We start from the raw sequence: 23,256 nt of genomic DNA on the forward strand, positions 1-23,256 counted from the left end.
AGGCCGCCGGCTGCTCCATCATGTGACGGGTTCGCTGCTGCGGGTTATTCCCAGGACAGCGCGCCGCCCGTCTGATACTCGATCACACGCGTCTCGAAGAAGTTGCGTTCCTTCTTCAGGTCGATCATCTCGCTCATCCACGGGAACGGGTTTTCCTCGTTCGGGTACAGCGGATCGAGGCCGATCTGCTGGCAACGGCGGTTGCTGATGAAGCGCAGATAGCTCTTGAACATCGACGCGTTCAAACCCAGCACGCCGCGCGGCATCGTGTCCTCGGCGTAGCGGTATTCGAGTTCGACAGCCTGCTTGAACAGCTCGCGGATCTCGGCGCGGAATTCGGCGGTCCAGAGATGCGGATTCTCGAGCTTGATCTGGTTGATCAGGTCGATGCCGAAGTTGCAGTGCATCGACTCGTCGCGCAGGATGTACTGATATTGCTCTGCAGCACCCGTCATCTTGTTCTGGCGGCCGAGCGCGAGAATCTGCGTGAACCCGACATAGAAGAACAGGCCTTCCATGATGCAGGCGAACACGATCAGCGACTTCAGCAGCTTCTGATCCGCTTCGAGCGTGCCGGTCTTGAAGGCCGGATCCGTCAGCGTGTGGATGAACGGGATCAGGAATTCGTCCTTCGCGCGGATCGACGTGACCTCGTGGTACGCGTTGAAGATTTCGCCTTCATCGAGACCGAGCGATTCGACAATGTATTGGTACGCGTGCGTGTGGATCGCCTCTTCGAACGCCTGGCGCAGCAGGAACTGCCGGCACTCGGGCGCCGTGATGTGGCGGTACGTGCCGAGCACGATGTTGTTCGCCGCGAGCGAATCGGCCGTCACGAAGAAGCCGAGGTTGCGCTTCACGATGCGGCGCTCGTCCTCGGTCAGACCGTTCGGGTCCTTCCACAGAGCGATGTCGCGGGACATGTTGATTTCCTGCGGCATCCAGTGGTTCGCGCAACCGGCCAGATACTTTTCCCACGCCCACTTGTACTTGAACGGCACCAGCTGATTGACGTCAGTCTGGCCGTTGATGATGCGCTTGTCGGCGACATTGACCCGCGCTTCCGAACCGCCGGCGGGAACAGCCGATGCTTGCGGGGGCACCGCAAGATCGCCTTCGAAAATGTCGCGGACCTGATGGGCGGCAGGCGTTGCAGCCTGCAGTCCGACAGCCATTCCTGCGGAGGTGCGCAGCGCATTTTGCTGCGCTCCGCTCGCGGGAGTTACGGCAGTCTTCTCGTCATCCCAGTTGAGCATAAATTCTCACCATCAATTTAGAACGGTTTGTACCATCTTTTCCTGAGCGATAAAAGGGTTCGCTCACGAAAAATCCTTTTTTCGATTCGCGTTGCGACCTCGATACAACACTTTGAGCAACGCATCGTCGTTCATGCAGAGCGCGACGTGTGTCGCGCGTGTATCGCAAGGTGCGCTCGACGCATCGAACGCTGATCGAAACGCGACGTCGTCGGGGATGTTTCGATCGCTTGTCACTGCCTGCAACGCAGGTGCCGCGTTACAGATTCCTTATCATTTTTTTAGTTGAGAGCGGCGCACACTTCAACCTCGATCGGTCGTCGTGTGCGCCGCGCTGACCTTCTTCTCAGGTCAGGTGCGCTGCGTTACTGGCACGCTTCGCACTCGTCGAAGCCAGGATCGCCCGGACGCATCGTGCACACCGGACCATCTGCCTCGACCGGCGCGAGTGCCGGCGCTGCATTGACCGCGCCCGACGACACATCGCCGCCTGCCGCACCGAAGCCGCCTGCCGCGCCTTGCGCGCCGCCGCTGCTCGAACCGCCGCTCGTCGGCACTGCGTTCAGCGCGCCGTGTGCGACCGTCGACTTCTCGACGTGCGTCGCCGCCATCGTGCGGAGGTAGTAGGTCGTCTTCAGGCCGCGCAGCCATGCGAGCTTGTAGACCTCGTCGAGCTTCTTGCCCGACGCGCCGCCCATGTAGATGTTCAGCGACTGCGCCTGGTCGATCCACTTCTGGCGACGCGATGCCGCTTCGACCAGCCACGTCGGGTCGACTTCGAACGCGGTCGCGTAGATCGCGCGCAGGTCGGCCGGGATGCGGTCGATGCGCGACAGCATGCCGTCGAAGTACTTCAGGTCGGAGACCATCACTTCGTCCCACAGCCCGCGTTCCTTCAGGTCGCGGACGAGGAACTCGTTCACCACCGTGAATTCGCCCGACAGGTTCGACTTCACGTACAGGTTCTGGAAGGTCGGCTCGATACATGCCGACACGCCGATGATGTTCGAGATCGTCGCCGTCGGCGCGATCGCGACGCAGTTCGAGTTGCGCATGCCGTGCGTGGCGATCCGCGAACGCAGCGACGCCCAGTCGAGGGATTCGGACGTGTCGACCTCGACGTAGCCGCCGCGCGCTTCGGCGAGCAGCTTCAGCGTGTCCTGCGGGAGGATGCCGCGATCCCACAGCGAGCCGCGGTAGCTCGAGTAGCGGCCCCGCTCCTCGGCCAGCTCGGTCGACGCGTGGTACGCGTAGTAGCAGACCGCTTCCATCGAACGGTCGGCGAACTCGACCGCCGCTTCCGACGCGTACGGCGTGCGCAGCAGGTGCAGGCAGTCCTGGAAACCCATGATGCCCATGCCGACCGGGCGGTGCTTCAGGTTCGAGTTACGCGCCTTCGCCACCGCGTAGTAGTTGATGTCGATCACGTTGTCGAGCATGCGCATCGCGACGCTGATCGTGCGCTTCAGCTTGTCGTGGTCGAGCGCGTAGCTGCCGTCGGCCTGCTTCACCAAGTGGGCGACGAGGTTCACCGAGCCGAGGTTGCACACCGCGATTTCGGAGTCGCTCGTGTTCAGCGTGATTTCCGTGCACAGGTTCGACGAGTGGACGACACCCACGTGCTGCTGCGGCGAGCGGATGTTGCACGGATCCTTGAACGTGATCCACGGGTGGCCCGTCTCGAACAGCATGCCAAGCATCTTGCGCCACAGCTGCGCCGCCGGGATCTTCTTGAACAGCTTGATCTCGCCGCGCGCGACCTTGTCTTCGTAAGCCGTGTAAGCCGCCTCGAATTCCGCGCCGAACTTGTCGTGCAGGTCCGGGCAGGTCGACGGCGAGAACAGCGTCCAGTCGGCACCTTCCATCACGCGCTTCATGAACAGGTCGGGAATCCAGTTCGCCGTGTTCATGTCGTGCGTACGGCGGCGGTCGTCGCCCGTGTTCTTGCGCAGCTCCAGGAACTCCTCGATGTCGAGGTGCCACGATTCGAGGTACGCGCAGACCGCGCCCTTGCGCTTGCCGCCCTGGTTGACCGCGACAGCCGTGTCGTTGACGACCTTCAGGAACGGGACCACGCCTTGCGACTTGCCGTTCGTGCCCTTGATATGCGAGCCGAGTGCACGCACACGCGTCCAGTCGTTGCCCAGGCCGCCGGCGAACTTCGACAGCAGCGCGTTTTCCTTCAGCGCTTCATAGATGCCGTCGAGATCGTCCGCGACCGTCGTCAGGTAGCACGACGACAGCTGCGAGCGGTGCGTGCCCGAGTTGAACAGCGTCGGCGTCGAGCTCATGAAGTCGAAGCTGGACAGCACGTTGTAGAACTCGATCGCGCGCGTTTCGCGGTCGATCTCGTTCAGCGACAGGCCCATCGCGACGCGCATGAAGAATGCCTGCGGCATTTCGATGCGCGTGCCTTCGACGTGCAGGAAGTAGCGGTCGTACAGCGTCTGCAGACCGAGGTAGCCGAACTGCAGGTCGCGGTTCGCGTCGAGCGCTTCGCCGAGGCGCTTCAGGTCGAACTGCAGCAGCTTGTCGTCGAGCAGGCCGGCGTCGACGCCGCGCTTCAGGAACTGCGGGAAGTATTCCGCGTAGCGGGCCGACATCTCGGCCTGCACGACTTCCTCGCCGAGGATCTCGCGACGGATCGTGTGCAGCAGGATGCGAGCCGTGACCTGGCTGTATGCCGGATCCTTCTCGATCATCGTACGCGCAGCCAGGATCGCCGAGTCGTAGACCTGGCTCATCGGCACGCCGTCGTACAGGTTCTTCACCGTTTCCGCGACGATCGGGTCAGGGTTAACCGCAGCGCCGAGGCCGTCGCATGCCGACACGATCAGCGCGCGCAGTGCGTTCAGGTCGAGCGGACGCGTGACGCCGTTGTCGATGACGTTGATGCCGGTGCTCGCCTCGCCGCCTGCTGCCGCTGCTTCCTCGCCCGCATGCTGGCGCTCGAGGTGACGCTTCTCGCGATACAGCACATATGCACGCGCGACGTTGTGCTCGCCGCCGCGCATCAGCGCGAGTTCGACCTGGTCCTGAATGTCTTCGATATGGAACGTACCGCCGTTCGGGCGGCTGCGCACGAGCGCGCGCACGACGTTGTGCGTCAGTTGCTCGACCTGCTCGCGCACGCGCGCCGATGCCGCACCCTGCCCGCCGTTGACGGCCAGGAAAGCCTTGGTCACCGCGATCGCGATCTTCGAAGGTTCGAACGATACGACGCTGCCGTTGCGGCGGATCACCTTGTAGTCGGCGAACGTGGCCTGCGGCGCGAGCGCCTTCGCGCCCTGTTCGGTCCCGCCGAGCGGACGGCTCGAGGCGCTCTCGTACTGGGACGTCGCGTTGTCGGTGGTTTGCATGTGCAAAGCTCCTGGTGTTGGATGGTGCGGAGAGAACCGCGGATTAAAACGAACGCTGCGCAACGCGGTGCGCGAGCGGTAAGAGGCGAGCGATACGCCGGGGAAGCCGGTTCGGTCGATGCGCGACAACCGATCCGGTCGTGTGCTTCGTCATGTGTACCCTGCCCCGTCGAAGTTCGCTGCGCTTGATCGCGACGCCTGGACCGCCCGGCCCTGGCGCGCCGCCCTGAGAACCCTGCCCGCCGGCATTGGCCGCCGGCCGGTGCCGCTCGGGTTTCCCCTGCGACACACACTATATCTAGTACAGAACCACTCAACTGGCACCAAGTATAGTGGACATTCGGACCAGGTCAAAACGGATAATTTGCGCTGAAGGTATTGACATCACCCCCGCCCCGCGCAGGCGCAGACGTGACAAGGCATTGGTCGGAAAAAATTTTTTGGCGGGCTCGAAAACCCTGCGCTCAGTGCTGACGGAAAGGAAAGTATTCGGCGGAAAAACCGGCATCGCTCGCGAAGCGTTGCCAATCGAAATGCGGGCCCGGGTCGGTCTTGCGGCCCGGCGCGACGTCCGAGTGCCCCGCGAATGCATCGATCGGGTAGCGTGCGGCGAGCGCACGGGAGAGCACGGCAAGCATCGCGTACTGCGCATCGTCGAACGGCACGTCGTCCGCGCCTTCGAGTTCGATGCCGATCGAGAAGTCGTTGCAGCGCGGCCGGCCAAAGAACTCGGACGAGCCTGCGTGCCACGCGCGCTCGTCGCACGACACGAACTGCACGAGCTCGCCGCCGCGGCGGATCAGGAAATGCGCGGACACGCGCACGCCGCGCAGGTGGCTCTGGTAATAGGGGTGCGCATCGCAGTCGAGGCGATTCAGGAACAGCGCCTCGATCGCGTCGCCGCCGAATTCGCCGGGCGGCAGGCTGATGTTGTGGACGACCACGAGCGTCGGCACCGCACCCGCGGGCCGCACCTCGAAGTTCGGCGACGGCGCATGGCGCGCGTCGCGCACCCAGCCGTTCGCGTCGACCGACAGCAGCGGCGCGTCGCTCATCGTGCGTCGTGACCGCTCGTACGCGCGGCGTGGCGCTGCGCGTGGTCGGCGCTGCAGAAGTATTCGCCGCCCGCGGCGACGGCGTCGCCCTTCGGCGCATGCACGCCGCATTCGGCGCAGCGCACCATCGGTTCGGGCAGCGAGCGCGTGTCGCCGCTCGGGCGTGCCGCCCCCGCGCCGCCGGCGCCGGGCGCGCCGTCGTAACCGGCGCCGCGGCCGGTGCGCGCCTGCGCGTGCTCCTGGGCCTGGCGCAGCTTGCGTGCGATCCACGAGCCCGCGAAGAAGAGAAGAATCAGGAGAAGAATCTGTCGCATCGGAAACCTGCGGTCAAACCACGGAGCGGTGCAGCAGCACCTCGAAAACGAACCGGCTGCCGACATACGCGAGCAGCAGCGCGGCGAACGACACGAGCACCCAGCGTGCAGCGCCTCGGCCACGCCAGCCGGACGTCTTGCGGGCGACCAGCAGGCCGCCGAACATCAGCCACGACAGGATCGCGAATACGGTCTTGTGGTCGAGCCGCAGCGCGCGCGCGTCGACCTGCTCGCTGAACAGGATGCCCGACGCGAGCGTCAGCGTGAGCAGCACGAAGCCGGCGCCGATCAGGCGGAACAGCAGCTTCTCGAGCGTGAGCAGCGGCGGCAGCGTCTCGAGCCAGCTCGCGATCCATCCCGTCGAACCGTCGCGCCCGCCGCTCCTCAGCGACTGCAGGCGCCGCTCGACCATCAGCATCAGGATCGCGTGCAGTGCCGCGATCGCGAACAGGCCGTATGCGATGTTCGCGATCAGGAAGTGCAGCTTGAACAGCGGCGCTGCGGCATAAGGAAGCACCCGCACGCCGCCGAACACGAGCGGCAGCAACGACGCGCCGCATGCGAGCGGCAATACCAGCAGGCGCAGGCTGTCGAGCGGGAAGAAGAAGCTCTCGATCCAGTAGATGCCGGCGCCGAGCCAGAACATCGCGGAGAGCGCGAACGCGAAGCCGAACACCATCGCGTCGTTCGGAAAGATCGTCATGTGGAGCAGCACGCCGTGCGCGACGAGCGCGGCGAACAGCAGCGCACGGCCGGCCCCGCTCATCCCGGACGCGGCGGACGCAGGAACCGGCACGGCCGGCACGCTCGCGACGAGCGGCGTCGCACCCTGGCGGTGCGTGCGCCAGCCTGCGACGGCTAGGCCGCCGTACAGGAATGCGGTGAGGGCATACAGTACAATATCCATGTTCGAAGTTTACACTAGGCCCCCTTCCCGCGACGGCTCCCTTTGTTCGGTTCCGCCGCGCCTTCGGGCCCCACTGTCCATCGCTCCCCATGCTCGACAATCTCACTCAACGGATGGCTCGCGTCGTCAAGACGCTGCGCGGCGAGGCCCGGCTTACCGAGGCGAACACGCAGGAGATGCTCCGCGAGGTGCGTCTCGCACTGCTGGAGGCCGACGTTTCGCTGCCGGTCGTCCGCGAATTCATCGCCAAGGTCAAGGAAAAGGCGCTCGGCGAAGACGTGATCAGCAGCCTGTCGCCGGGTCAGGCGCTGGTCGGCGTGGTCCAGAAGGAACTGACCGCCGTGATCGGCGGCGACTACGAAGGCAAGGCCGTCGAGCTGAACCTCGCGGTCACGCCGCCCGCGGTGATCCTGATGGCCGGCCTGCAGGGCGCGGGCAAGACCACGACCGCCGGCAAGCTCGCGAAGCTGCTGCGCGAGAAGTACAAGAAGAAGGTGCTGACCGTGTCGTGCGACGTGTATCGCCCGGCCGCAATCATGCAGCTGAAAACGGTGAGCGAACAGGTCGGCGCCGACTTCTTCCCGTCCACGCCGGACCAGAAGCCCGTCGACATCGCGATCGCGGCCGTCGACTGGGCGAAGCGCCACTACCATGATGTGCTGATCGTCGATACGGCCGGCCGCCTCGGCATCGACGAGGCGATGATGCAGGAAATCGCCGCGCTGCACGGCACGCTGAAGCCGGCCGAAACGCTGTTCGTCGTCGACGCGATGCTCGGCCAGGACGCGGTCAACACCGCGAAGGCGTTCAACGACACGCTGCCGCTCACCGGCGTCGTGCTGACCAAGCTCGACGGCGATTCGCGCGGCGGCGCCGCACTGTCGGTGCGTCACGTCACGGGCAAGCCGATCAAGTTCGTCGGCGTGGCCGAGAAGCTCGACGGCCTCGAGGTGTTCCACCCCGACCGGATGGCGAACCGGATCCTCGGCATGGGCGACATCCTCGCGCTCGTCGAGGAGGCGCAACGCGGCGTCGACGTGCAGGCCGCGCAGAAGCTCGCCGACAAGGTCAAGAAAGGCGGCGACTTCGACCTGAACGATTTCCGCGCGCAGATCTCGCAGATGAAGAACATGGGCGGCCTGTCGTCGCTGATGGACAAGCTGCCTGCACAATTCCAGCAAGCGGCGGCCGGTGCGGACATGGGCCAGGCCGAGAAGTCGATCCGCCGGATGGAAGGCATCATCAGCTCGATGACGCCTGCCGAGCGCGCGAAACCCGAGATCATCAAGGCGACGCGCAAGCGCCGCATTGCAGCCGGCGCGGGCGTGCCGGTGCAGGAAGTCAACCGGATGCTGAACCAGTACGACCAGATGCGTACGATGATGAAGAAGCTGAAGGGCGGCAACATGCAGAAGATGATGCGCGGCCTGAAGGGCATGATGCCCGGCATGCGCTGATTCCGCCCATCGGCCGGCGCGCGGGTTTTTGCTGTAGCGCGCGCCGGCCGTTCTGCTTCATTCTTATTTGTATACCGACTGCCCGCCAGAACACATGAACCGCGAAGAAGCCCTCCACATTTTCAACCACTCCGAAGAGATCGTCTCGGCCGACGCCGTCAATGCGTCGATCTCCCGGATGGCCGACGCGATCCGCGCCGAGATCGGCGATGCGTTCCCGCTCGTTCTCTCGGTGATGGGCGGCGCCGCGGTGTTTACCGGGATGCTGCTGCCGCACCTCGATTTCCCGCTCGAATTCGACTACATCCACCTGACCCGCTACCGCAACACGACGCAGGGCAGCCCGGAAATGCACTGGCGCGTCGCACCGCGCGAATCGGTGAAGGACCGGATCGTGCTCGTGCTCGACGACATCCTGGACGAAGGCGAGACGATGGCCGCGATCCGCGACCGCATCCTCGACATGGGCGCGAAGCGCTTCATGTCCGCCGTGCTGTGCGAGAAAACGCTCGCAAAGGCGAAGCCGCTGCACCCCGACTTCTGCGGCTTCGCGGTGCCGGACCGCTACGTGTTCGGCTGCGGGATGGATGCGAAGGGCTACTGGCGCAACCTGCCGACGATCCGCGCGCTGACCACGAACGTCTGAGCGCGCCCCGCTCCGCACGCTATAAATAGAAAGCGGCGCTCCGGTCTCCCGGAGCGCCGCTTTTTTGTGGGCGCGCGCCCGCCCCGCCCTAGAGCTGGTGCACGAACGCACGGATGCCGCCCAGCATCATCTCGACCGAAATTGCGACGAGCACGAGGCCCATCAGCCGCTCGAACGCCGCGACGGTCCGCTCGCCGATCCATTGCTGGATCCGCTCGGCCAGCACCAGTGTCACCGCGCAGACGATCATCGTGACCGTCAGCGCGCCGACCCACTCGAGCATCTTGCCGGGCCCCTGCGACGTCAGCAGCATCACCGTCGCGAGCGCGGACGGCCCGGCGAGCGCCGGAATCGCGAGCGGCACGATGAACGGCTCGCCGCCCGCGCGCGGGTCGCTGCCGAGCGCGCCGTCCGGATGCGGGAAGATCATCCGCAGCGCGATCAGGAACAGCACGATCCCGCCGCCGAGTCGCAGCGACAGATCGGTGAGGCTCATCATCCGCAGGAAGCGGTCGCCGACCAGCATGAAGAACAGCAGGATCACGAACGCGATCCCCACTTCACGCAGGATCAGCTTCACGCGCCGCTCGCGCGGCACATCCCGCATGGCCGAAATGAACAGCGGGATGTTGCCGAGCGGATCGGTGATCAGCACCAGGAGCACGGTGGCCGACAGGAAGGTGTATTCCACCGCGTTCCCCGGTCGGTGCGCTTAGCGCGCGAGCGCGGCGCGGATCTTCTCCGCGACCGTCGCCGCAGCCGCGTCGGCCGGCAGCAGCGTCGCTTCGGCGTCGCGGCGGCCCTGATACTCGATCTTGCCTTCCTTCAGGCCGCGCTCGCCGATCACGAGGCGATGCGGCACGCCGATCAGCTCCCAGTCGGCGAACATCACGCCCGGGCGCTCGCCGCGGTCGTCGAGGATCACGTCGATGCCGGCTGCGACGAGTTCCGCATACAGCTTGTCGGCGGTCTCGCGCACCATTTCGCTGCGGTCATAGCCCATCGGGCACAGCACGACTTCGAACGGCGCGATCGACTCGGGCCAGATGATGCCCTTGTCGTCGAAGTTCTGCTCGATCGCCGCGCCGAGAATGCGCGTGACGCCGACGCCGTAGCAGCCCATCAGCATCGGCTGCGGCTTGCCCGACTCGTCGAGGAACGTCGCACCCATCGCTTCCGAATACTTGGTGCCGAGCTGGAACACGTGGCCGACCTCGATGCCGCGGCAGATGTCGATCACGCCCTTGCCGTCCGGCGACGGGTCGCCCTTCTTCACGTTGCGCACGTCGGCGACGTCCGGTTCGGGCAGGTCGCGGCCCCAGTTCACGCCCGCGATGTGATAGTCGACCTCGTTCGCGCCGACGACGAAGTCGCTCATGTTCGCGACCGTGCGGTCCGCGATCACCTTCACCGGCTTCTTCGTGCCGACCGGGCCGAGATAGCCCGGCGGCGTGCCGAACCACTCGACAATTTCCTGCTCGGTCGCGAAGCGGTGGTTCTTCAGGCCCGGCAGCTTCGACACCTTGATCTCGTTCAGGTCGTGATCGCCGCGCAGCATCACGAGCCAGATGGTCGGCTCCGCGCCTTCGTTGTCGGTCGCGAGCACGATCGACTTGATCGTGCGCTCGAGCGGGATGGCCAGCAGTTCGGCGACGGCTTCGCACTTCGCCTTGCCGGGCGTCGCGACTTTTTCCATCGCTTCGGCCGGCGCCGCGCGCTCGGCAGTCAGCGGCAGCGCTTCGGCTGCCTCGATGTTCGCCGCGAACTCGGACGTCGGGCAGTAGGCGATCGCGTCCTCGCCGGTATCGGCGATCACGTGGAACTCGTGCGAGAAATTGCCGCCGATCGAGCCGCTGTCGGCCGCGACCGCACGGAACTCGAGGCCGAGGCGCGTGAAGATGCGCACGTACGCGTCGTACATCTTGCGATACGACTCGTTCAGGCCGGCCGCATCCTTGTCGAACGAGTACGCGTCCTTCATGATGAATTCGCGGCCGCGCATCACGCCGAAGCGCGGACGGATCTCGTCGCGGAACTTCGTCTGGATCTGGTAGAAGTTCACCGGCATCTGCCGGTAGCTCTTGATCTGGTTGCGCGCGATGTCGGTGACGACTTCCTCGTGCGTCGGCCCGATCACGAAATCGTTGTCCTTGCGGTCCTTGAAGCGCAGCAGCTCGGGGCCGTACTGTTCCCAGCGACCCGATTCCTGCCACAGCTCGGCCGGCTGCACGGCCGGCATCAGCAGCTCGATGGCGCCCGCCCGGTTCATTTCCTCGCGCACGATCGCCTCGACCTTGCGAATCGAACGCAGGCCGACCGGCAGGTAGTTATAGATGCCGCCGGCGACGCGACGGATCATGCCGGCGCGGACCATCAGCTTGTGGCTGACGATCTCTGCGTCGGCGGGTGCTTCTTTCAGGGTGCCGATAAAGAAACGGGAAGCTTTCATGCGGACGGTTCCAAAAACGGCGCCCCCAGGCGGGGCGCCCGAAAAAGTTTCAAGGTGAAAAAGCTGCGCGCGACGAACGACGATGGCGCAGATGACTTAGCAGACTAATCAGGGACAATTCAGCCGGTGTGCCCCGCGCGGATTCGCTCCGTCACGGTGCGCAGCGCCCGTTATCTGTTTATAATCAAAGCAATTTTAAAGGATTCGAAGGTGGTTGTATGCTGGATCGTGAAGGCTTTCGCCCGAACGTCGGCATCATCCTCTTGAACGCGCGCAACGAGGTGTTTTGGGGCAAGCGGCTCCGCGAGCATTCCTGGCAGTTTCCTCAAGGTGGGATCAAGTACGGTGAGACCCCTATGCAGGCGATGTACCGGGAACTGCACGAGGAGACGGGCCTGCACCCGGAACACGTCAAGATAATCGGCCGCACTCGCGACTGGTTGCGTTATGAGGTGCCTGACAAGTTCATTAAACGCGAAGTACGCGGTCATTACCGCGGCCAGAAGCAGATCTGGTTCCTGCTGCGGATGGTTGGACGCGATTGCGACATTTGCTTGCGCGCGACCGACCACCCGGAGTTCGATGCGTGGCGCTGGAACGAGTACTGGGTGCCGCTCGATGCGGTGATCGAGTTCAAGCGGGATGTCTATCAGTTGGCGCTGACGGAACTGTCGCGCTTCCTGCGCCGCCCGGCGCAGCGAGCCGAGAAGCCGCGCGGGCCGCGTCTGTCGCGCTATCCGCGCGTCATTGGCGCGCAGGCCCAGACGCTGACGATTGTCGACACATCGGTAGTCTGTTCGGAGATCGAAGTGGAAGCGGGCACGCTGGACGAGATGCCGCCCCGCGTGATCATCGGCAAATGACGAATCGAACTGCATGACCGGGCGCGACCTTGGTGTCGCGCCCTTTTTTTACGAGGAATGCATATTGAAAGCGATTGCTCTCGCGCTCGCATCGATTGCCGCGGTGGCCACGCTGGCAGGTTGCGCGAATTCGAAGACGCCGACCAACAAGGATGACAGCGAGTTCGTGTATCTGCTGGACCGCCAGGGCACCTGGAAGGAAAACGCGGTTGACTCGCTGCCACCGCTGCCGCAAACGGGCGACCTGCTGCCGTTCAACGTCTCGCAGAACACGCCGCTCAAGTTCTTCGTCGATGCGAAGTCGCTCGCGGTCGGCACCGATGGTGTCGTGCGCTACGCTGTCGTCATCACGAGCCCGGCCGGTGCGCGCAACGTGAACTATGAAGGCATCCGCTGCGACACCTACGAATGGCGCCAGTATGCCGGCCTGAATTCGGATCACGACGGCTGGGATCGCACGGTCGAGAACGACTGGCTGCGCATCGAGAACGGCGAGCTGAATGCCTACCACTCGGCGCTCTATCAGGATTACTTCTGCTCGAACAAGATGCCGCAGGGTACCACCCAGCAGATCCTGGAGAACATCCGGTTCCACCGCACCGCGATGAGCCAGTTGCGCTGACGGCGCGCGGCACCCGCCGCACCCCTGTCCGCCGCATGAAAAAAGCCCGCATCACGCGGGCTTTTTCATTTGACGGCCGGAACCGGCACGAATGGTCACACCAGCACCAGGTTGTCGCGATGAATCAATTCGGGCTCCAGCATGTAGCCGAGCACGGATTCGATCTCGCCGCTCGGCTTGCGGTGAATCAGCTTCGTCTCCGCACTGCTGTAGTTCGTGAGCCCGCGTGCCACTTCGCGCCCGTCGGGGCCGACACACGCGATGACTTCGCCGCGTGCGAACGCGCCCTGCACGTCGATCACGCCGATCGGCAGCAGGCTCTTGCCGCCGGCCGTCAGCTTCTCGACCGCGCCCGCGTCGATCACGACATGGCCGCGCACCTGAAGATGGTCGGCCATCCACTGCTTGCGCGCCGCCATCCGCGCAGTACGAGCGATCAGTTGGGTGCCGATCGCCTCGCCAGCCGCCAGACGCACGAGCACGTCAGTCTCCCGGCCACTCGCGATCACGGTATTCGCGCCGCTGTGCGCCGCACGCTTCGCCGCGAGGATCTTCGTCAGCATCCCGCCGCGGCCGAGGCTCGAGCCCGCACCGCCCGCCATCGCCTCGAGTTCCGGCGCGCCCGCACTGGCTTCCGCAACGAGCGTCGCGTTCGGATCCTTGCGCGGATCGGCCGTGAACAGCCCCGACTGGTCGGTCAGGATGACCAGCGCATCGCCTTCGATCAGGTTTGCAACGAGCGCGCCGAGCGTGTCGTTGTCGCCGAACTTGATTTCGTCGGTGACGACCGTGTCGTTCTCGTTGATGATCGGCACGACGCCCAGCCGCAATAGCGTCAGCAGCGTCGAACGCGCATTCAGATAACGCTCGCGGTCCGCCAGGTCGGCATGCGTCAGCAGGATCTGCGCGGTGCGGATGTCGTGCTCGGTGAAGCGGCTCTCATAGACCTGCGCGAGCCCCATCTGGCCGACTGCGGCAGCAGCCTGCAACTCGTCGATTTCGCGCGGTCGCTTGCTCCAGCCGAGCCGCTGCATTCCTTCGGCAATCGCGCCCGAACTGACGAGCACGACTTCCTTGCCCTGGGTGCGCAGCGCGGCGATCTGGGCCGCCCAGCGGCCGATTGCTGCATGATCGAGCCCCTTGCCGTCGTTGGTCACGAGGCTGGAACCCACCTTCACCACCAATCGCTTCGAATCCGCGATGATCGAACGCATCCTGACTTGTCTCCTGTATCTGATGCCTGCCCGGCCGGGGGCGATTGAACGCCGACGCCGGGCGGCACGCCCGGCGCGTTCCGGAACAACTCAGGCGTCGTCGCCCGGCACTGCATCGCCCTTCCCGGCCGGCGCATCGCGGAAACGCACGTCCGCCGCGAGATCTTCGGCCTCCGCCGCGCGATGCGCGTCCGAATGCGCGGAGAGGTAGTCGTAGATTGCGTAGCACAGTGCTTCACAGCCCTGGCCGGTCAGTGCCGAGATCTCGAACACGGGGCCGTCCCACTCGAAGCGCTCGAGGAAATCCGCGACGCGCGCCTTGCGCTCGTCTTCCGGCACCATGTCGAGCTTGTTGAGCACGAGCCAGCGCGGCTTCTCGTAGAGCGCCTCGTCGTACTTGCGCAGCTCGCCGACGATCGCAGTCGCTTCCGCGACCGGATCGACGCTTTCGTCGAACGGCGCAAGATCGACAAGATGCAGCAGCACGCCGGTGCGCTGCAGGTGGCGCAGGAACTGATGGCCGAGGCCCGCGCCTTCGGCGGCGCCCTCGATCAGCCCCGGAATGTCGGCAATCACGAAGCTCTTGCTCGGGCCGACGCGCACCACGCCGAGATTCGGCGCAAGCGTCGTGAACGGGTAGTCAGCAATCTTCGGCTTCGCGTTCGACACCGACGAGATGAACGTCGATTTGCCTGCGTTCGGCATGCCGAGCAGGCCGACGTCGGCGAGCACCTTCAGCTCGAGCTTCAGCATGCGCCGCTCGCCCGGCTTGCCGTCCGTCTTCTGGCGCGGCGCACGGTTCGTGCTCGACTTGAAATGCAGGTTGCCGAGCCCGCCGGAGCCGCCCTGAGCAAGCATCACCTGCTGGTCGTGCTCGGTCAGGTCGGCGATCAGCTCGCCGGTATCCATGTCGCTGATGACCGTGCCGACCGGCATGCGCAGCGTGACGTCGTCGCCGCCTTTGCCGTAGCAATCCGAGCCGCGCCCGTTTTCGCCGTTGCGCGCCAGATGCTTCTTCGCGTAACGGTAATCGATCAATGTGTTGATGTTGCGGTCGGCGATCGCGTACACGCTACCGCCCCGGCCGCCGTCGCCGCCGTCCGGCCCGCCGAACGGGACGAACTTCTCGCGGCGCATCGACGCGCTGCCATCGCCTCCGTCGCCGGCGATGACTTCGATTCGTGCTTCGTCAATGAACTTCATTCGTCACTCCGCCCAGTATTTCCGCTATTGTGCCGCGCCCCGGCGCGCTTGAACAATCTGCCGTTCGGCCGATCGTACGCCGGTTGCGCGATGGTCGCCGGAACGCAGATGCGCCCGGCGACCAAATAAAAAAAGGCCCCGCGAAGACTGCGGGGCCTTTCGGCTACGAAGCCCGTGAGTGCCTGAACTTAGGCAGCCGCCGGGACGACGATGACCAGATGCTTCTTGTCCGCGCCCTTCGTCGCGAACTTGACGTGACCGTCGACCAGCGCGAACAGGGTGTGATCCTTGCCCATGCCGACGTTCTCGCCTGCGTGCATACGCGTACCGCGCTGACGCACGATGATGCCGCCGGCATTGATTGCCTGGCCGCCGTACACTTTCACGCCGAGACGTTTCGACTCGGAGTCGCGGCCGTTCCGGGAAGAGCCGCCTGCCTTTTTGTGTGCCATCTGATTGCTCCTTTACCGAGGCGCTTACGCGTTGATCGCGTCGATGCGCAGCTCAGTGTAGTTCTGGCGGTGGCCGCCGTGCTTTTGGTAGTGCTTCCGGCGACGCATCTTGAAGATGGTGACCTTGGCATGACGACCGTGCGACACAACGGTGGCCTTGACGGAAGCCCCACTGACCAGCGGCGTACCGAACTTAATCGATTCGCCTTCGCCCACTGCGAGAACCTGGTCGAGCGTGATTTCAGCGTCAATGTCAGCCGGTATCTGTTCTACTTTGAGTTTTTCGCCAACGGCAACCTTGTACTGCTTGCCGCCGGTTTTTATGACCGCGTACATTGAGAACCTCACTCTGGATCCAATTTTTCCGCACACCACGCGCGGAAAACACGTGATTATACATGGGCTTAGGATCGAAGTCAAAACCGATTGACGATTGCCGCGCGCGGGCCTCGGCCGAACGGCCAAATTCACGGCTGCGGCACGTGTGACAGACCGGGATATCTCGGATTCGACTTATAATCCGCCGCATCACCCAATTCCATCATCATGTCGTCGTCCACCGCCTCCCCCACCCTCAGCGCCGCCCATCTGCTCGCTCCGATCAGCAGTGACATGGAGCAGGTGAATCGCGTTATCCGGCAAAGCCTCGCGTCCGACGTCCTGCTGATCAACCAGATCGCCGAGTACATCATCGGCGCGGGCGGCAAGCGGCTGCGCCCGGCATTGCTGCTGCTCGTCGCCGGCGCGCTCGGCGAGACGTCGCACCAGCGGCACGTGCTGGCCGCCGTCGTCGAGTTCATCCACACGGCCACGCTGCTGCATGACGACGTCGTCGACGAATCCGAGCTGCGCCGCGGCCGCCAGACCGCCAATGCGTTGTTCGGCAACGCGGCGAGCGTGCTGGTAGGCGACTATCTCTATTCGCGGTCGTTCGAGATGATGGTCGGCGTCGGCAAGATGCGCGTGATGGAGATCCTGTCCGAAGCGACGACGATCATTTCCGAAGGCGAGGTGCTGCAGCTCCTCAACATGCACGACGCAGACGTCGACGAAACGCGCTACATGCAGGTGATCCGCTACAAGACGGCCAAGCTGTTCGAGGCATCGGCACGCCTGGGCGCGGTACTCTCGGGCGCCGATGCGCCGACCGAGGCCGCCGCCGCCGAATATGGCCGCCGGATCGGCACTGCGTTCCAGATCATGGACGACTGGCTCGACTACGCGGGTACCGTCGAGGCAATGGGCAAGAATGCCGGCGACGACCTCCGCGAAGGCAAGCCGACGCTGCCGCTCATCTATCTGATCGAACGCGGCACGCCCGAACAATCGGCGCTGGCACGCGAGGCGATCGAACAGGGCGGCACGGATCGCTTCGACACGATTTTCGAAGCAATCACGCGCTCGGGCGCACTGGATCACACGCTCGAATGCGCGCGCCAGGAAGCGCAGGCAGCAGCCGCGGCGATCGCAGCGTTCCCCGATTCGATCTACAAGGAGAGCCTGCTCGCGTTGTGCTCGTACTCGACGTCGCGGCAGTCGTAAGTGCATGTCGTGCGTCGCCGCCACGGCTGCGACGCACGTTCGACACGGGAAGATCGCCTGTCTCGAAAAATTTCTTCTCCAAGGCCTTCCCTTTTTGAAGAAACGTCGTTATAGTTATGTTCTTGCTCGACGACGCAGCGGTCTTGAAGAAGACTGCGAAATCGGAAGAGTCCAAATCGGGGTGTAGCTTAGCCTGGTAGAGCGCTACGTTCGGGACGTAGAGGCCGGAGGTTCGAATCCTCTCACCCCGACCAGATTCCGACGGATCATTGAAACACCGATCCGTTTCAGCTTGATGTTGTAGTCAACGCTGTCATGGTTGTACAAAGAATGCCCTGTCGAATCGACGGGGCATTTTTTTTACCCTCTTTCTAGACATCGGCATAGACGACGGCAAACGCCGGATGGCGCCGGCGCTTTGCGCGAAGCAAACTATCCCCCAATACCGTTGGTGTGAGCGGATCGACTCCAAAGGGAGAACATCCTGCCTCGCGAAATACGGGATCCAGCGCTCAAGCAACCTCCCCGATCAGGCCGCCCCACTTCGCAAGACCAGATTTATCGGGCCGTCCAGGACTTTCCGCCCCACCTCCGGAATCGAACCTTTTACTCGACCCGCCCGACCATTCCCGGTACGCGTCAAAGGCTTCGCGCGCCATCCTTGCCGATCTTTTCGCAGAAAGTAAAAGACGCGATCGCCAGCCCGATACCCCGAAATTTTATAGTTGCGGCAAGGCAACTCCCCAATCGATGCTGCAATCCTTTGCCAGAATGTGCATCCGGGATAGCGTCACGCGATACGAGCGATCGTATAGATGATCGTTGGGCCGCAACGCGAGAGCATGCAGCCCTGCCGATTCTTTGAGGAAAGCCGATGCTAAAAGCTTCGGCAACCGGTCGCGATTCAGATGGAATGGCGAGCTGCCGCTCTGCTCGTCCATAAGCGCCATGTAAAAACACTGAATCGCACAGAAGACCCCCAAAGGGTCGTCGCATGCGGCTTGCAAAGCGTGCTCGAGTTTACGCTGGACGAGATCGACACCTTCCGTTCGACTCAGCGGATATAAAGCGCGCTCCAGCAGTTCCGCATGATCGGTCGGTCGCATGTCATCGTTGATTTCGGGCGGAGTGCGGAACACACACTCCTCGCCGCGCAATACACTCGCGAGCCGCCCTCCTCTGATGGCGGTCAAAACGTCGGATTCCGTCGGATTCATTGCAGTACCTTGATGTTCGGATTGACATTGGGTGACGGCAACTGGTCAGTCACCATCTCCGGCAGCCCTGCGCCGCCCTTCGTATTGATCGTGTATCCACCGGGAACCCAGTAGTCGTTGGCCCCACCCTCGATCCCCCGCGCGAAGCGCAATCCGAATTCCTCCGGGTTGTAGACATACGTCCGAGTCATGCCGCCTGCAGCGTCAAAGGTTCCGGCCGGAAAACCCAGCGTACTTTCCATCACGGCGGGGTTCCCGGTAGCGTGCAGGTCGTTTATCAGCGATGCCGGAGAAGTAAAGACGGCATCAGGACGACCAAAGGGCAACCCGGCCTCGATGTCAGCACGATAACGCTTGTTGAAAGCAGCTGTCGCATCGACACGCGCAGCCCCGGGAAGGAACTTCTCCGTATGCGCCTTCATGAACTCTTCCGTCAGATAATTCGACGGCTCCGGACGCAACGCCTTTGGCACCGCGTAGACGTCGGCATAAACGTCGGCGAGTGGCCTGGAAAATGCCTCGGTCAACCCGGTATCGTGGACGTGCTGAACAAATTGCTTGTATGTCACCGAGCGGAGTTCCTGGTTCAGGAGCGAGAACGGCCCCTCCACCGTGGTCGGATCGATTCTTCCCTCCCCGCAACACCCGGACAATCCCAGCGGATCGAAGTAGCGCGACGGATCGTGGACATACCCCTGCGTTCTGAAGCCCCCCTGCAGGCCGATCGGATCCGAACTCAGGTATTGCCCTGAATCCGGATCGTAATACCGGTTGAGGTTGTAATGCAGCCCCGATTCGTCGTCGGCCCATTGCCCGGGGAAACGCAGCGTCGTGTCAATCTCCGTGCAAACGCTGTCGTTCGCGGCCCGACGGGCAGGGAAAAGCTTTCCCCACACTGAGTACGTCGGCCGCCAGACAGCCTTGCCGTCGGAATCGAACACGACTTTCGGTAACCCTATCTGATCGGTCAGGATCGGATAAAGCCCACCGTCGGTTTCCTGCGCAAGAGGCGTGAAGCTTCCCGGGTCGATGTGCCAGGTGACGGCTTGACCTGTCGTGCCGTCCCGACGTTCGACCCATCGCTCCGCGAGCGTCGGCCCGTCCCATAGGAATCGAACGATCTCAACGCCGCCGATCTGCTGCTTGGCAACCCGTCGGTTGAATGCATCGTAACGATAAGCCCAAACCTTGCGCTCAGGCGTCACTACCTTTACCAGCCGATTCAATCCGTCCCACGCGTACTGCCACGACTTGGGACGGAACCCGGGCTGCTCGATCGTCTTCTCGATAGCACGGCCGCGCGCATCATACTTGTACCGTGCATGACCTGCCTGCTCCGGCAAACCGCCTCGCGCATATCGATGCGTATCGATCGGCGATTGCCTGCCGTGGGCCGCGAGATTCATCACCGCGTTGTATTGATAATGCTCGGCCGGCTGGTGCAGGCCGACAGCCGATGTAACCTGACCGCGCTCGTCCCGTCGATAAGTCAGGGTATCGAAGTCCGACTCGACCCGCTCCAGACGACCGGCTCCGTCATAGGCATACACGTGTCTCGTCAATTGCTCGAGGGCCCCGAGGGGATTGCTGCGCAGCGCCTCGAAGGCGGCCTCCGGTCCGGCAATCTGCTTCTGGAACCGGCCCAATACGTCGTATTCCTTCCTCGCGACGAATCGACCTGCCTGCATGCCGATTTCGCGACCAAGATCGTCACGCTGTATCGAGAGGCCGCCAACCTGCGTGAGCGCGCCGAACGGATTGTATGCATACTGCGTTTCACGTCTCGGGGTCACCCGCAAACTACGCTGACCGTCTGCGTCGTAGGCGTGTCGCAGCAAGTCCCCATGCTGATCTTCACCGATCAGCCGCCCCGCCTCGTCGTACGCGAAATGCGTCACATGGGGCATGTCTCCTTGCACTTCCGCCGTGACGAGACGGCCGCGCTCATCGTAGCCATAGACAAGCCTGACGTCGTTCGCATCAACGCCGATTACGCGCCCTTGATCATCATATGCATAACGCCATTGTTCGCCGTCCGGCTGAATCGTGGCCAACAAGCGCCCGACTGCATCCCGTTCGTAACGCGTCGTACGTCCGCCCCAATCGATCTCCGCGACGAGTCGCCCCGCGCCATCGTAGCGGTACTCGTAGGTTTCATCGAGCGCATTGATTACTTTCGTCAAGCGCGTGGCGTGGTCGTATTCGAACCGGGTGACATGACCGGCCGTGTCGACCGTGGAAACCAGCAGATCGAACGGCCCATAGGTTCGTCGCGCCGACCGACCAAGGGGATCGACCCATTCGACAGGCAAACCTTCGCTGTTGTAATACACCCGCACCATTGATCCATCGGCCTGCCTTATTGCGCGCACCGCGCCACGCGGATTGTCCGCGCCATCTTGGCAGTCGTAATGGGTAACACGTCCGCAAGGATCGGTTTCGTCGAGTACCCGCCCCAACACATCGACGGTTCTGCGATATCTCGCCCCTCCCGGCAGGGTGATTTCGTCGGCACGCAGTCGATCGTCATAGTCCAGGCGAGTCTCGCGATCGCCCTGCACCACCCGCAGTAGTTCACCGCGCTGACCATATCGGTAGGCCGTTTTCGTGCCGTCCGGCTCCGTGCGCGCAATCAGCCGGCGCAAATGGTCGTATTCGAGCTGGATGATCCCGCCGCCAGGTAATCTCACCCCCACAAGCGACTGCGCGTCATCGTACGCAAAACTGATGATCTGCCCGGCGACATTTTGAACCGCGTCGAGTTGCCCCCGTTCGTCATACAGGTATCTCGTGCTTCGGCCAAGCGGATCGGTCCGGGATATGACCCGGCCAAGCAACCAATCCGTGCGCGTACGGTGACCGAGGGGATCGGTCTCGGCCGTTACAAGTCCAGCGTCGTCGTATTCGTAAATCCATTCTCCGTCGGCATCGGTCACCTTGGTGCAGCGATCCCCGTAAGCGAAGCGACTGCTGTAATAACCCTGCCGTGTCCCGGTCTCCACCACCCGACCATCGTCGCGGTAGACATAGTGCACGTCCGTCTGGTCGCTGTCGCGCCAACGGGTCATCCAGCCATGTTCGTCGTATTCGTACCTGAAACGTCCGAACTGGAAACTCGCGACCTCGACAAGCATCCCCCGGCAATATTCGTATTCGACGAGTACGCGCATATTGCCGTTCGCGTCGTGCAACACGATCCGGGTAGGTTCGCGATGTGAGCCTTGATAAATCAGCTCGAGCCGGTAGCCATCGCTATGCGCCAAACTCGAGAGCCGGCCATCGGCACGGTACGCAAAGTCGATTGCATTTCGATCCAGATCTTCGATGCGCTCCAGACGTGACGTCTGCCCGTCTGCAAGTGGCGCGAAGAAGCGCAATTGTCGTGTCTCGCGATCAAGAAGCCGCGGCTCGAGACGACTCCCGACCAGTCGATAGCGCGGATCGCGCAGATTGATCGCATCCAGCGCCACGTCCGGCGAATCGAAACCGAGCTCAAGGCCTGCCCCGTCGTGAAACCGGACCAACCGCCCGCTTTCAAGCGTCAGCCGTTGCGACCAGTTGTCGGACCAGCGTGCGCCCAGCAGGCCGCGATCCGTCGAGCGTGTTCGATAACGCCGGCGAAGCTCAAGCGGCAGAACGCCCGGAATCGCGATATCGGTACGAAACTCCAATACTTCGCCGGAGGCAACATCGACCGGGTCAGCAGCACATGTACGCTGCTCGTCCTTGACACCCCGTTGTTCCGCCGACTCCGTCGACTTCGGCTTGAATCCCTTGCCGAGAACACGGCCGACTGCGCCTCCTGCTAGCCCGCCCAGCAACCCCGCCCAAAATTCTTCACCGGCAGACAATTCCGGGGTCTTCGGACCATACTGTCCGGTCGTCCTGTCGATCCAGATGCTGTCGCGGCCTGTATTGACCTTGGCACTGCAGTGGGTTTCGTGACCGATCCGCACGAGCGGCAAGCCATTCACGAAAATTGTTTTGCTGCCTTCGACGAGGGGTTGGGGCACGCTTGAGTGCTGATCGCACTTGACGAGATCCGTCACTCGCGCGACTTTCCGACCTTCGAAACGCACGTCGTCGGAACCCGTCATGATCTCGCCGCAGTTACCGCCAACCTGCTGGCTTGCCGACGCAAGCGCACCGCCAAGACTCAGGCCGCCCGCCATGCAGGCCCCAACGATCAGCGCTCCAGCAAGCCCCCCTGTCGCGACGGTCGCCACGACTGCGGCGGCCAAAAGTGCACCGGCCGCGACACCGACAAGCATGCCGCCGAAAATACCCAGCGCCCCCATCGAATGGGCAACACTGTCGCCGACACACGCGGGATGCGGATCGCCGCGCCCGATCGTCAGCCCAAGCTCGTCACCCAAATGAACGAAGCCTCTCGACATCCAGTCGGTAACGCCCAGCTTATCGAGAGCCCACGCGCCGCCAATCGCGATCGCGACCGGAGCAAGCTCTACAGCCACTGCACCGGCTATCGCTGAACCCGACGCACCCGCGGTAATCCCTGCATCGAGCACACTGGCCGTCGCCCAGCCAACATCCCCGCCAAGCATGATGTTGTTGACGTTCTCGTAGAACGGCTGCTCTGCCACTTTTGTAGCCTCGCCATCCTCGAGGCTCTGCAGATTCTGAAGGCGCTCTTCTGCGCTCCCGCCAGGTTCGGCGTAGTGAGTAGACGTATCCGGCAT

At 63.4% G+C, this 23,256-nt stretch carries 18 protein-coding genes and 1 tRNA gene; 6 read left to right on the forward strand and 13 right to left on the reverse strand.

The window, feature by feature from the left end:
• Positions 1-44 precede the first annotated feature (44 nt).
• The 5 genes from B7G54_RS29645 to B7G54_RS29670 form a co-directional block, all read right to left on the reverse strand.
• Positions 45-1,256 (reverse strand): ribonucleotide-diphosphate reductase subunit beta, encoded by a 1,212-nt coding sequence (locus B7G54_RS29645; RefSeq protein WP_085042260.1) that lies wholly within the window; start codon positions 1,254-1,256, stop codon positions 45-47.
• Positions 1,257-1,621: 365 nt separating this feature from the next.
• Positions 1,622-4,615, reverse strand: a complete 2,994-nt coding sequence (locus tag B7G54_RS29655) for a ribonucleoside-diphosphate reductase subunit alpha (RefSeq protein WP_085042262.1) — start codon at positions 4,613-4,615, stop codon at positions 1,622-1,624.
• 464 nt (positions 4,616-5,079) lie between these two features.
• Complete coding sequence (gene ampD, locus B7G54_RS29660) at positions 5,080-5,670, reverse strand: 1,6-anhydro-N-acetylmuramyl-L-alanine amidase AmpD (RefSeq protein ID WP_085042263.1); 591 nt, start codon at positions 5,668-5,670, stop codon at positions 5,080-5,082.
• Entirely contained in the window at positions 5,667-5,984 is a 318-nt protein-coding gene (locus B7G54_RS29665) for a PP0621 family protein (RefSeq protein WP_085042264.1), read from the reverse strand. The genes ampD and B7G54_RS29665 overlap by 4 nt, the downstream gene beginning before the upstream one ends.
• A gap of 13 nt (positions 5,985-5,997) precedes the next feature.
• Positions 5,998-6,891, reverse strand: coding sequence for a cytochrome C assembly family protein (locus tag B7G54_RS29670; protein WP_085042265.1), 894 nt, complete (start codon positions 6,889-6,891; stop codon positions 5,998-6,000).
• Positions 6,892-6,980: 89 nt separating this feature from the next.
• On the opposite strand from B7G54_RS29670, the gene ffh reads away from it, so the two are divergent.
• Both ffh and B7G54_RS29680 read left to right on the forward strand, forming a co-directional pair.
• Positions 6,981-8,348: a signal recognition particle protein gene (ffh, locus tag B7G54_RS29675; protein WP_085042266.1), complete on the forward strand. Its 1,368-nt coding sequence runs from the start codon at positions 6,981-6,983 to the stop codon at positions 8,346-8,348.
• A gap of 94 nt (positions 8,349-8,442) precedes the next feature.
• Positions 8,443-8,994, forward strand: a complete 552-nt coding sequence (locus tag B7G54_RS29680; protein ID WP_021159891.1) for a hypoxanthine-guanine phosphoribosyltransferase — start codon at positions 8,443-8,445, stop codon at positions 8,992-8,994.
• Positions 8,995-9,082: 88 nt separating this feature from the next.
• On the opposite strand, the gene B7G54_RS29685 is transcribed toward B7G54_RS29680, so the two are convergent.
• Together B7G54_RS29685 and B7G54_RS29690 are read right to left on the reverse strand one after the other, a co-directional pair.
• On the reverse strand, positions 9,083-9,685 hold the full coding sequence (locus B7G54_RS29685) for a MarC family protein (RefSeq protein ID WP_059697879.1): 603 nt from the start codon (positions 9,683-9,685) through the stop codon (positions 9,083-9,085).
• A gap of 21 nt (positions 9,686-9,706) precedes the next feature.
• The gene (locus B7G54_RS29690) at positions 9,707-11,443 is read right to left on the reverse strand and encodes a proline--tRNA ligase (protein ID WP_085042267.1); all 1,737 of its coding nucleotides are present in this window, start codon (positions 11,441-11,443) and stop codon (positions 9,707-9,709) included.
• A gap of 218 nt (positions 11,444-11,661) precedes the next feature.
• Between B7G54_RS29690 and B7G54_RS29700 the strand changes: the two genes are divergently transcribed.
• Together B7G54_RS29700 and B7G54_RS29705 are read left to right on the forward strand one after the other, a co-directional pair.
• Entirely contained in the window at positions 11,662-12,306 is a 645-nt protein-coding gene (locus B7G54_RS29700; protein WP_085042268.1) for an RNA pyrophosphohydrolase, read from the forward strand.
• A gap of 13 nt (positions 12,307-12,319) precedes the next feature.
• Positions 12,320-12,928: a CNP1-like family protein gene (locus B7G54_RS29705; RefSeq protein ID WP_085042269.1), complete on the forward strand. Its 609-nt coding sequence runs from the start codon at positions 12,320-12,322 to the stop codon at positions 12,926-12,928.
• Positions 12,929-13,023: 95 nt separating this feature from the next.
• Here B7G54_RS29705 and proB read toward each other — a convergent pair whose 3' ends face one another.
• The 4 genes from proB to rplU all read right to left on the reverse strand — a co-directional run bounded on the left by proB (position 13,024) and on the right by rplU (position 16,133).
• On the reverse strand, positions 13,024-14,142 hold the full coding sequence (proB, locus tag B7G54_RS29710) for a glutamate 5-kinase (protein WP_085042270.1): 1,119 nt from the start codon (positions 14,140-14,142) through the stop codon (positions 13,024-13,026).
• Between the two features lie 90 nt (positions 14,143-14,232).
• Positions 14,233-15,345 carry a GTPase ObgE gene (obgE, locus tag B7G54_RS29715; RefSeq protein ID WP_085042271.1) on the reverse strand — a complete coding sequence of 371 codons (1,113 nt, stop codon included), beginning with the start codon at positions 15,343-15,345 and terminating at the stop codon, positions 14,233-14,235.
• Positions 15,346-15,533: 188 nt separating this feature from the next.
• Positions 15,534-15,797, reverse strand: a complete 264-nt coding sequence (gene rpmA / locus B7G54_RS29720; RefSeq protein WP_006476999.1) for a 50S ribosomal protein L27 — start codon at positions 15,795-15,797, stop codon at positions 15,534-15,536.
• Positions 15,798-15,821: 24 nt separating this feature from the next.
• Complete coding sequence (rplU, locus tag B7G54_RS29725) at positions 15,822-16,133, reverse strand: 50S ribosomal protein L21 (protein WP_006025184.1); 312 nt, start codon at positions 16,131-16,133, stop codon at positions 15,822-15,824.
• A gap of 210 nt (positions 16,134-16,343) precedes the next feature.
• Here rplU and B7G54_RS29730 point away from each other — a divergent pair, with 210 nt between their 5' ends.
• Together B7G54_RS29730 and B7G54_RS29735 are read left to right on the forward strand one after the other, a co-directional pair.
• The gene (locus B7G54_RS29730) at positions 16,344-17,339 is read left to right on the forward strand and encodes a polyprenyl synthetase family protein (protein ID WP_085042272.1); all 996 of its coding nucleotides are present in this window, start codon (positions 16,344-16,346) and stop codon (positions 17,337-17,339) included.
• Between the two features lie 177 nt (positions 17,340-17,516).
• Positions 17,517-17,593 (forward strand) — tRNA-Pro (locus B7G54_RS29735).
• Positions 17,594-18,058: 465 nt separating this feature from the next.
• On the opposite strand, the gene B7G54_RS29740 is transcribed toward B7G54_RS29735, so the two are convergent.
• On the reverse strand, positions 18,059-18,556 hold the full coding sequence (locus B7G54_RS29740) for a hypothetical protein (protein WP_133059233.1): 498 nt from the start codon (positions 18,554-18,556) through the stop codon (positions 18,059-18,061).
• Positions 18,553-23,256: an RHS repeat-associated core domain-containing protein gene (locus tag B7G54_RS29745; protein ID WP_085042274.1), complete on the reverse strand. Its 4,704-nt coding sequence runs from the start codon at positions 23,254-23,256 to the stop codon at positions 18,553-18,555. Before B7G54_RS29745 ends, B7G54_RS29740 begins: the two co-directional genes overlap by 4 nt.

It is taken from the genome of Burkholderia puraquae (genome assembly GCF_002099195.1).
In the GTDB taxonomy this organism is placed as follows: domain Bacteria; phylum Pseudomonadota; class Gammaproteobacteria; order Burkholderiales; family Burkholderiaceae; genus Burkholderia; species Burkholderia puraquae.

Bases quoted from the DNA above. Each gene is read 5' to 3' on its own strand.
- B7G54_RS29645 (WP_085042260.1), bottom strand. From the start codon at position 1,256: ATGCTCAACTGGGATGACGAGAAGACTGCCGTAACTCCCGCGAGCGGA.
- B7G54_RS29655 (WP_085042262.1), bottom strand. From the start codon at position 4,615: ATGCAAACCACCGACAACGCGACGTCCCAGTACGAGAGCGCCTCGAGC.
- ampD (WP_085042263.1), bottom strand. From the start codon at position 5,670: ATGAGCGACGCGCCGCTGCTGTCGGTCGACGCGAACGGCTGGGTGCGC.
- B7G54_RS29665 (WP_085042264.1), bottom strand. From the start codon at position 5,984: ATGCGACAGATTCTTCTCCTGATTCTTCTCTTCTTCGCGGGCTCGTGG.
- B7G54_RS29670 (WP_085042265.1), bottom strand. From the start codon at position 6,891: ATGGATATTGTACTGTATGCCCTCACCGCATTCCTGTACGGCGGCCTA.
- ffh (WP_085042266.1), top strand. From the start codon at position 6,981: ATGCTCGACAATCTCACTCAACGGATGGCTCGCGTCGTCAAGACGCTG.
- B7G54_RS29680 (WP_021159891.1), top strand. From the start codon at position 8,443: ATGAACCGCGAAGAAGCCCTCCACATTTTCAACCACTCCGAAGAGATC.
- B7G54_RS29690 (WP_085042267.1), bottom strand. From the start codon at position 11,443: ATGAAAGCTTCCCGTTTCTTTATCGGCACCCTGAAAGAAGCACCCGCC.
- B7G54_RS29700 (WP_085042268.1), top strand. From the start codon at position 11,662: ATGCTGGATCGTGAAGGCTTTCGCCCGAACGTCGGCATCATCCTCTTG.
- B7G54_RS29705 (WP_085042269.1), top strand. From the start codon at position 12,320: ATGACCGGGCGCGACCTTGGTGTCGCGCCCTTTTTTTACGAGGAATGC.
- proB (WP_085042270.1), bottom strand. From the start codon at position 14,142: ATGCGTTCGATCATCGCGGATTCGAAGCGATTGGTGGTGAAGGTGGGT.
- obgE (WP_085042271.1), bottom strand. From the start codon at position 15,345: ATGAAGTTCATTGACGAAGCACGAATCGAAGTCATCGCCGGCGACGGA.
- rpmA (WP_006476999.1), bottom strand. From the start codon at position 15,797: ATGGCACACAAAAAGGCAGGCGGCTCTTCCCGGAACGGCCGCGACTCC.
- rplU (WP_006025184.1), bottom strand. From the start codon at position 16,133: ATGTACGCGGTCATAAAAACCGGCGGCAAGCAGTACAAGGTTGCCGTT.
- B7G54_RS29730 (WP_085042272.1), top strand. From the start codon at position 16,344: ATGTCGTCGTCCACCGCCTCCCCCACCCTCAGCGCCGCCCATCTGCTC.
- B7G54_RS29740 (WP_133059233.1), bottom strand. From the start codon at position 18,556: ATGAATCCGACGGAATCCGACGTTTTGACCGCCATCAGAGGAGGGCGG.
- B7G54_RS29745 (WP_085042274.1), bottom strand. From the start codon at position 23,256: ATGCCGGATACGTCTACTCACTACGCCGAACCTGGCGGGAGCGCAGAA.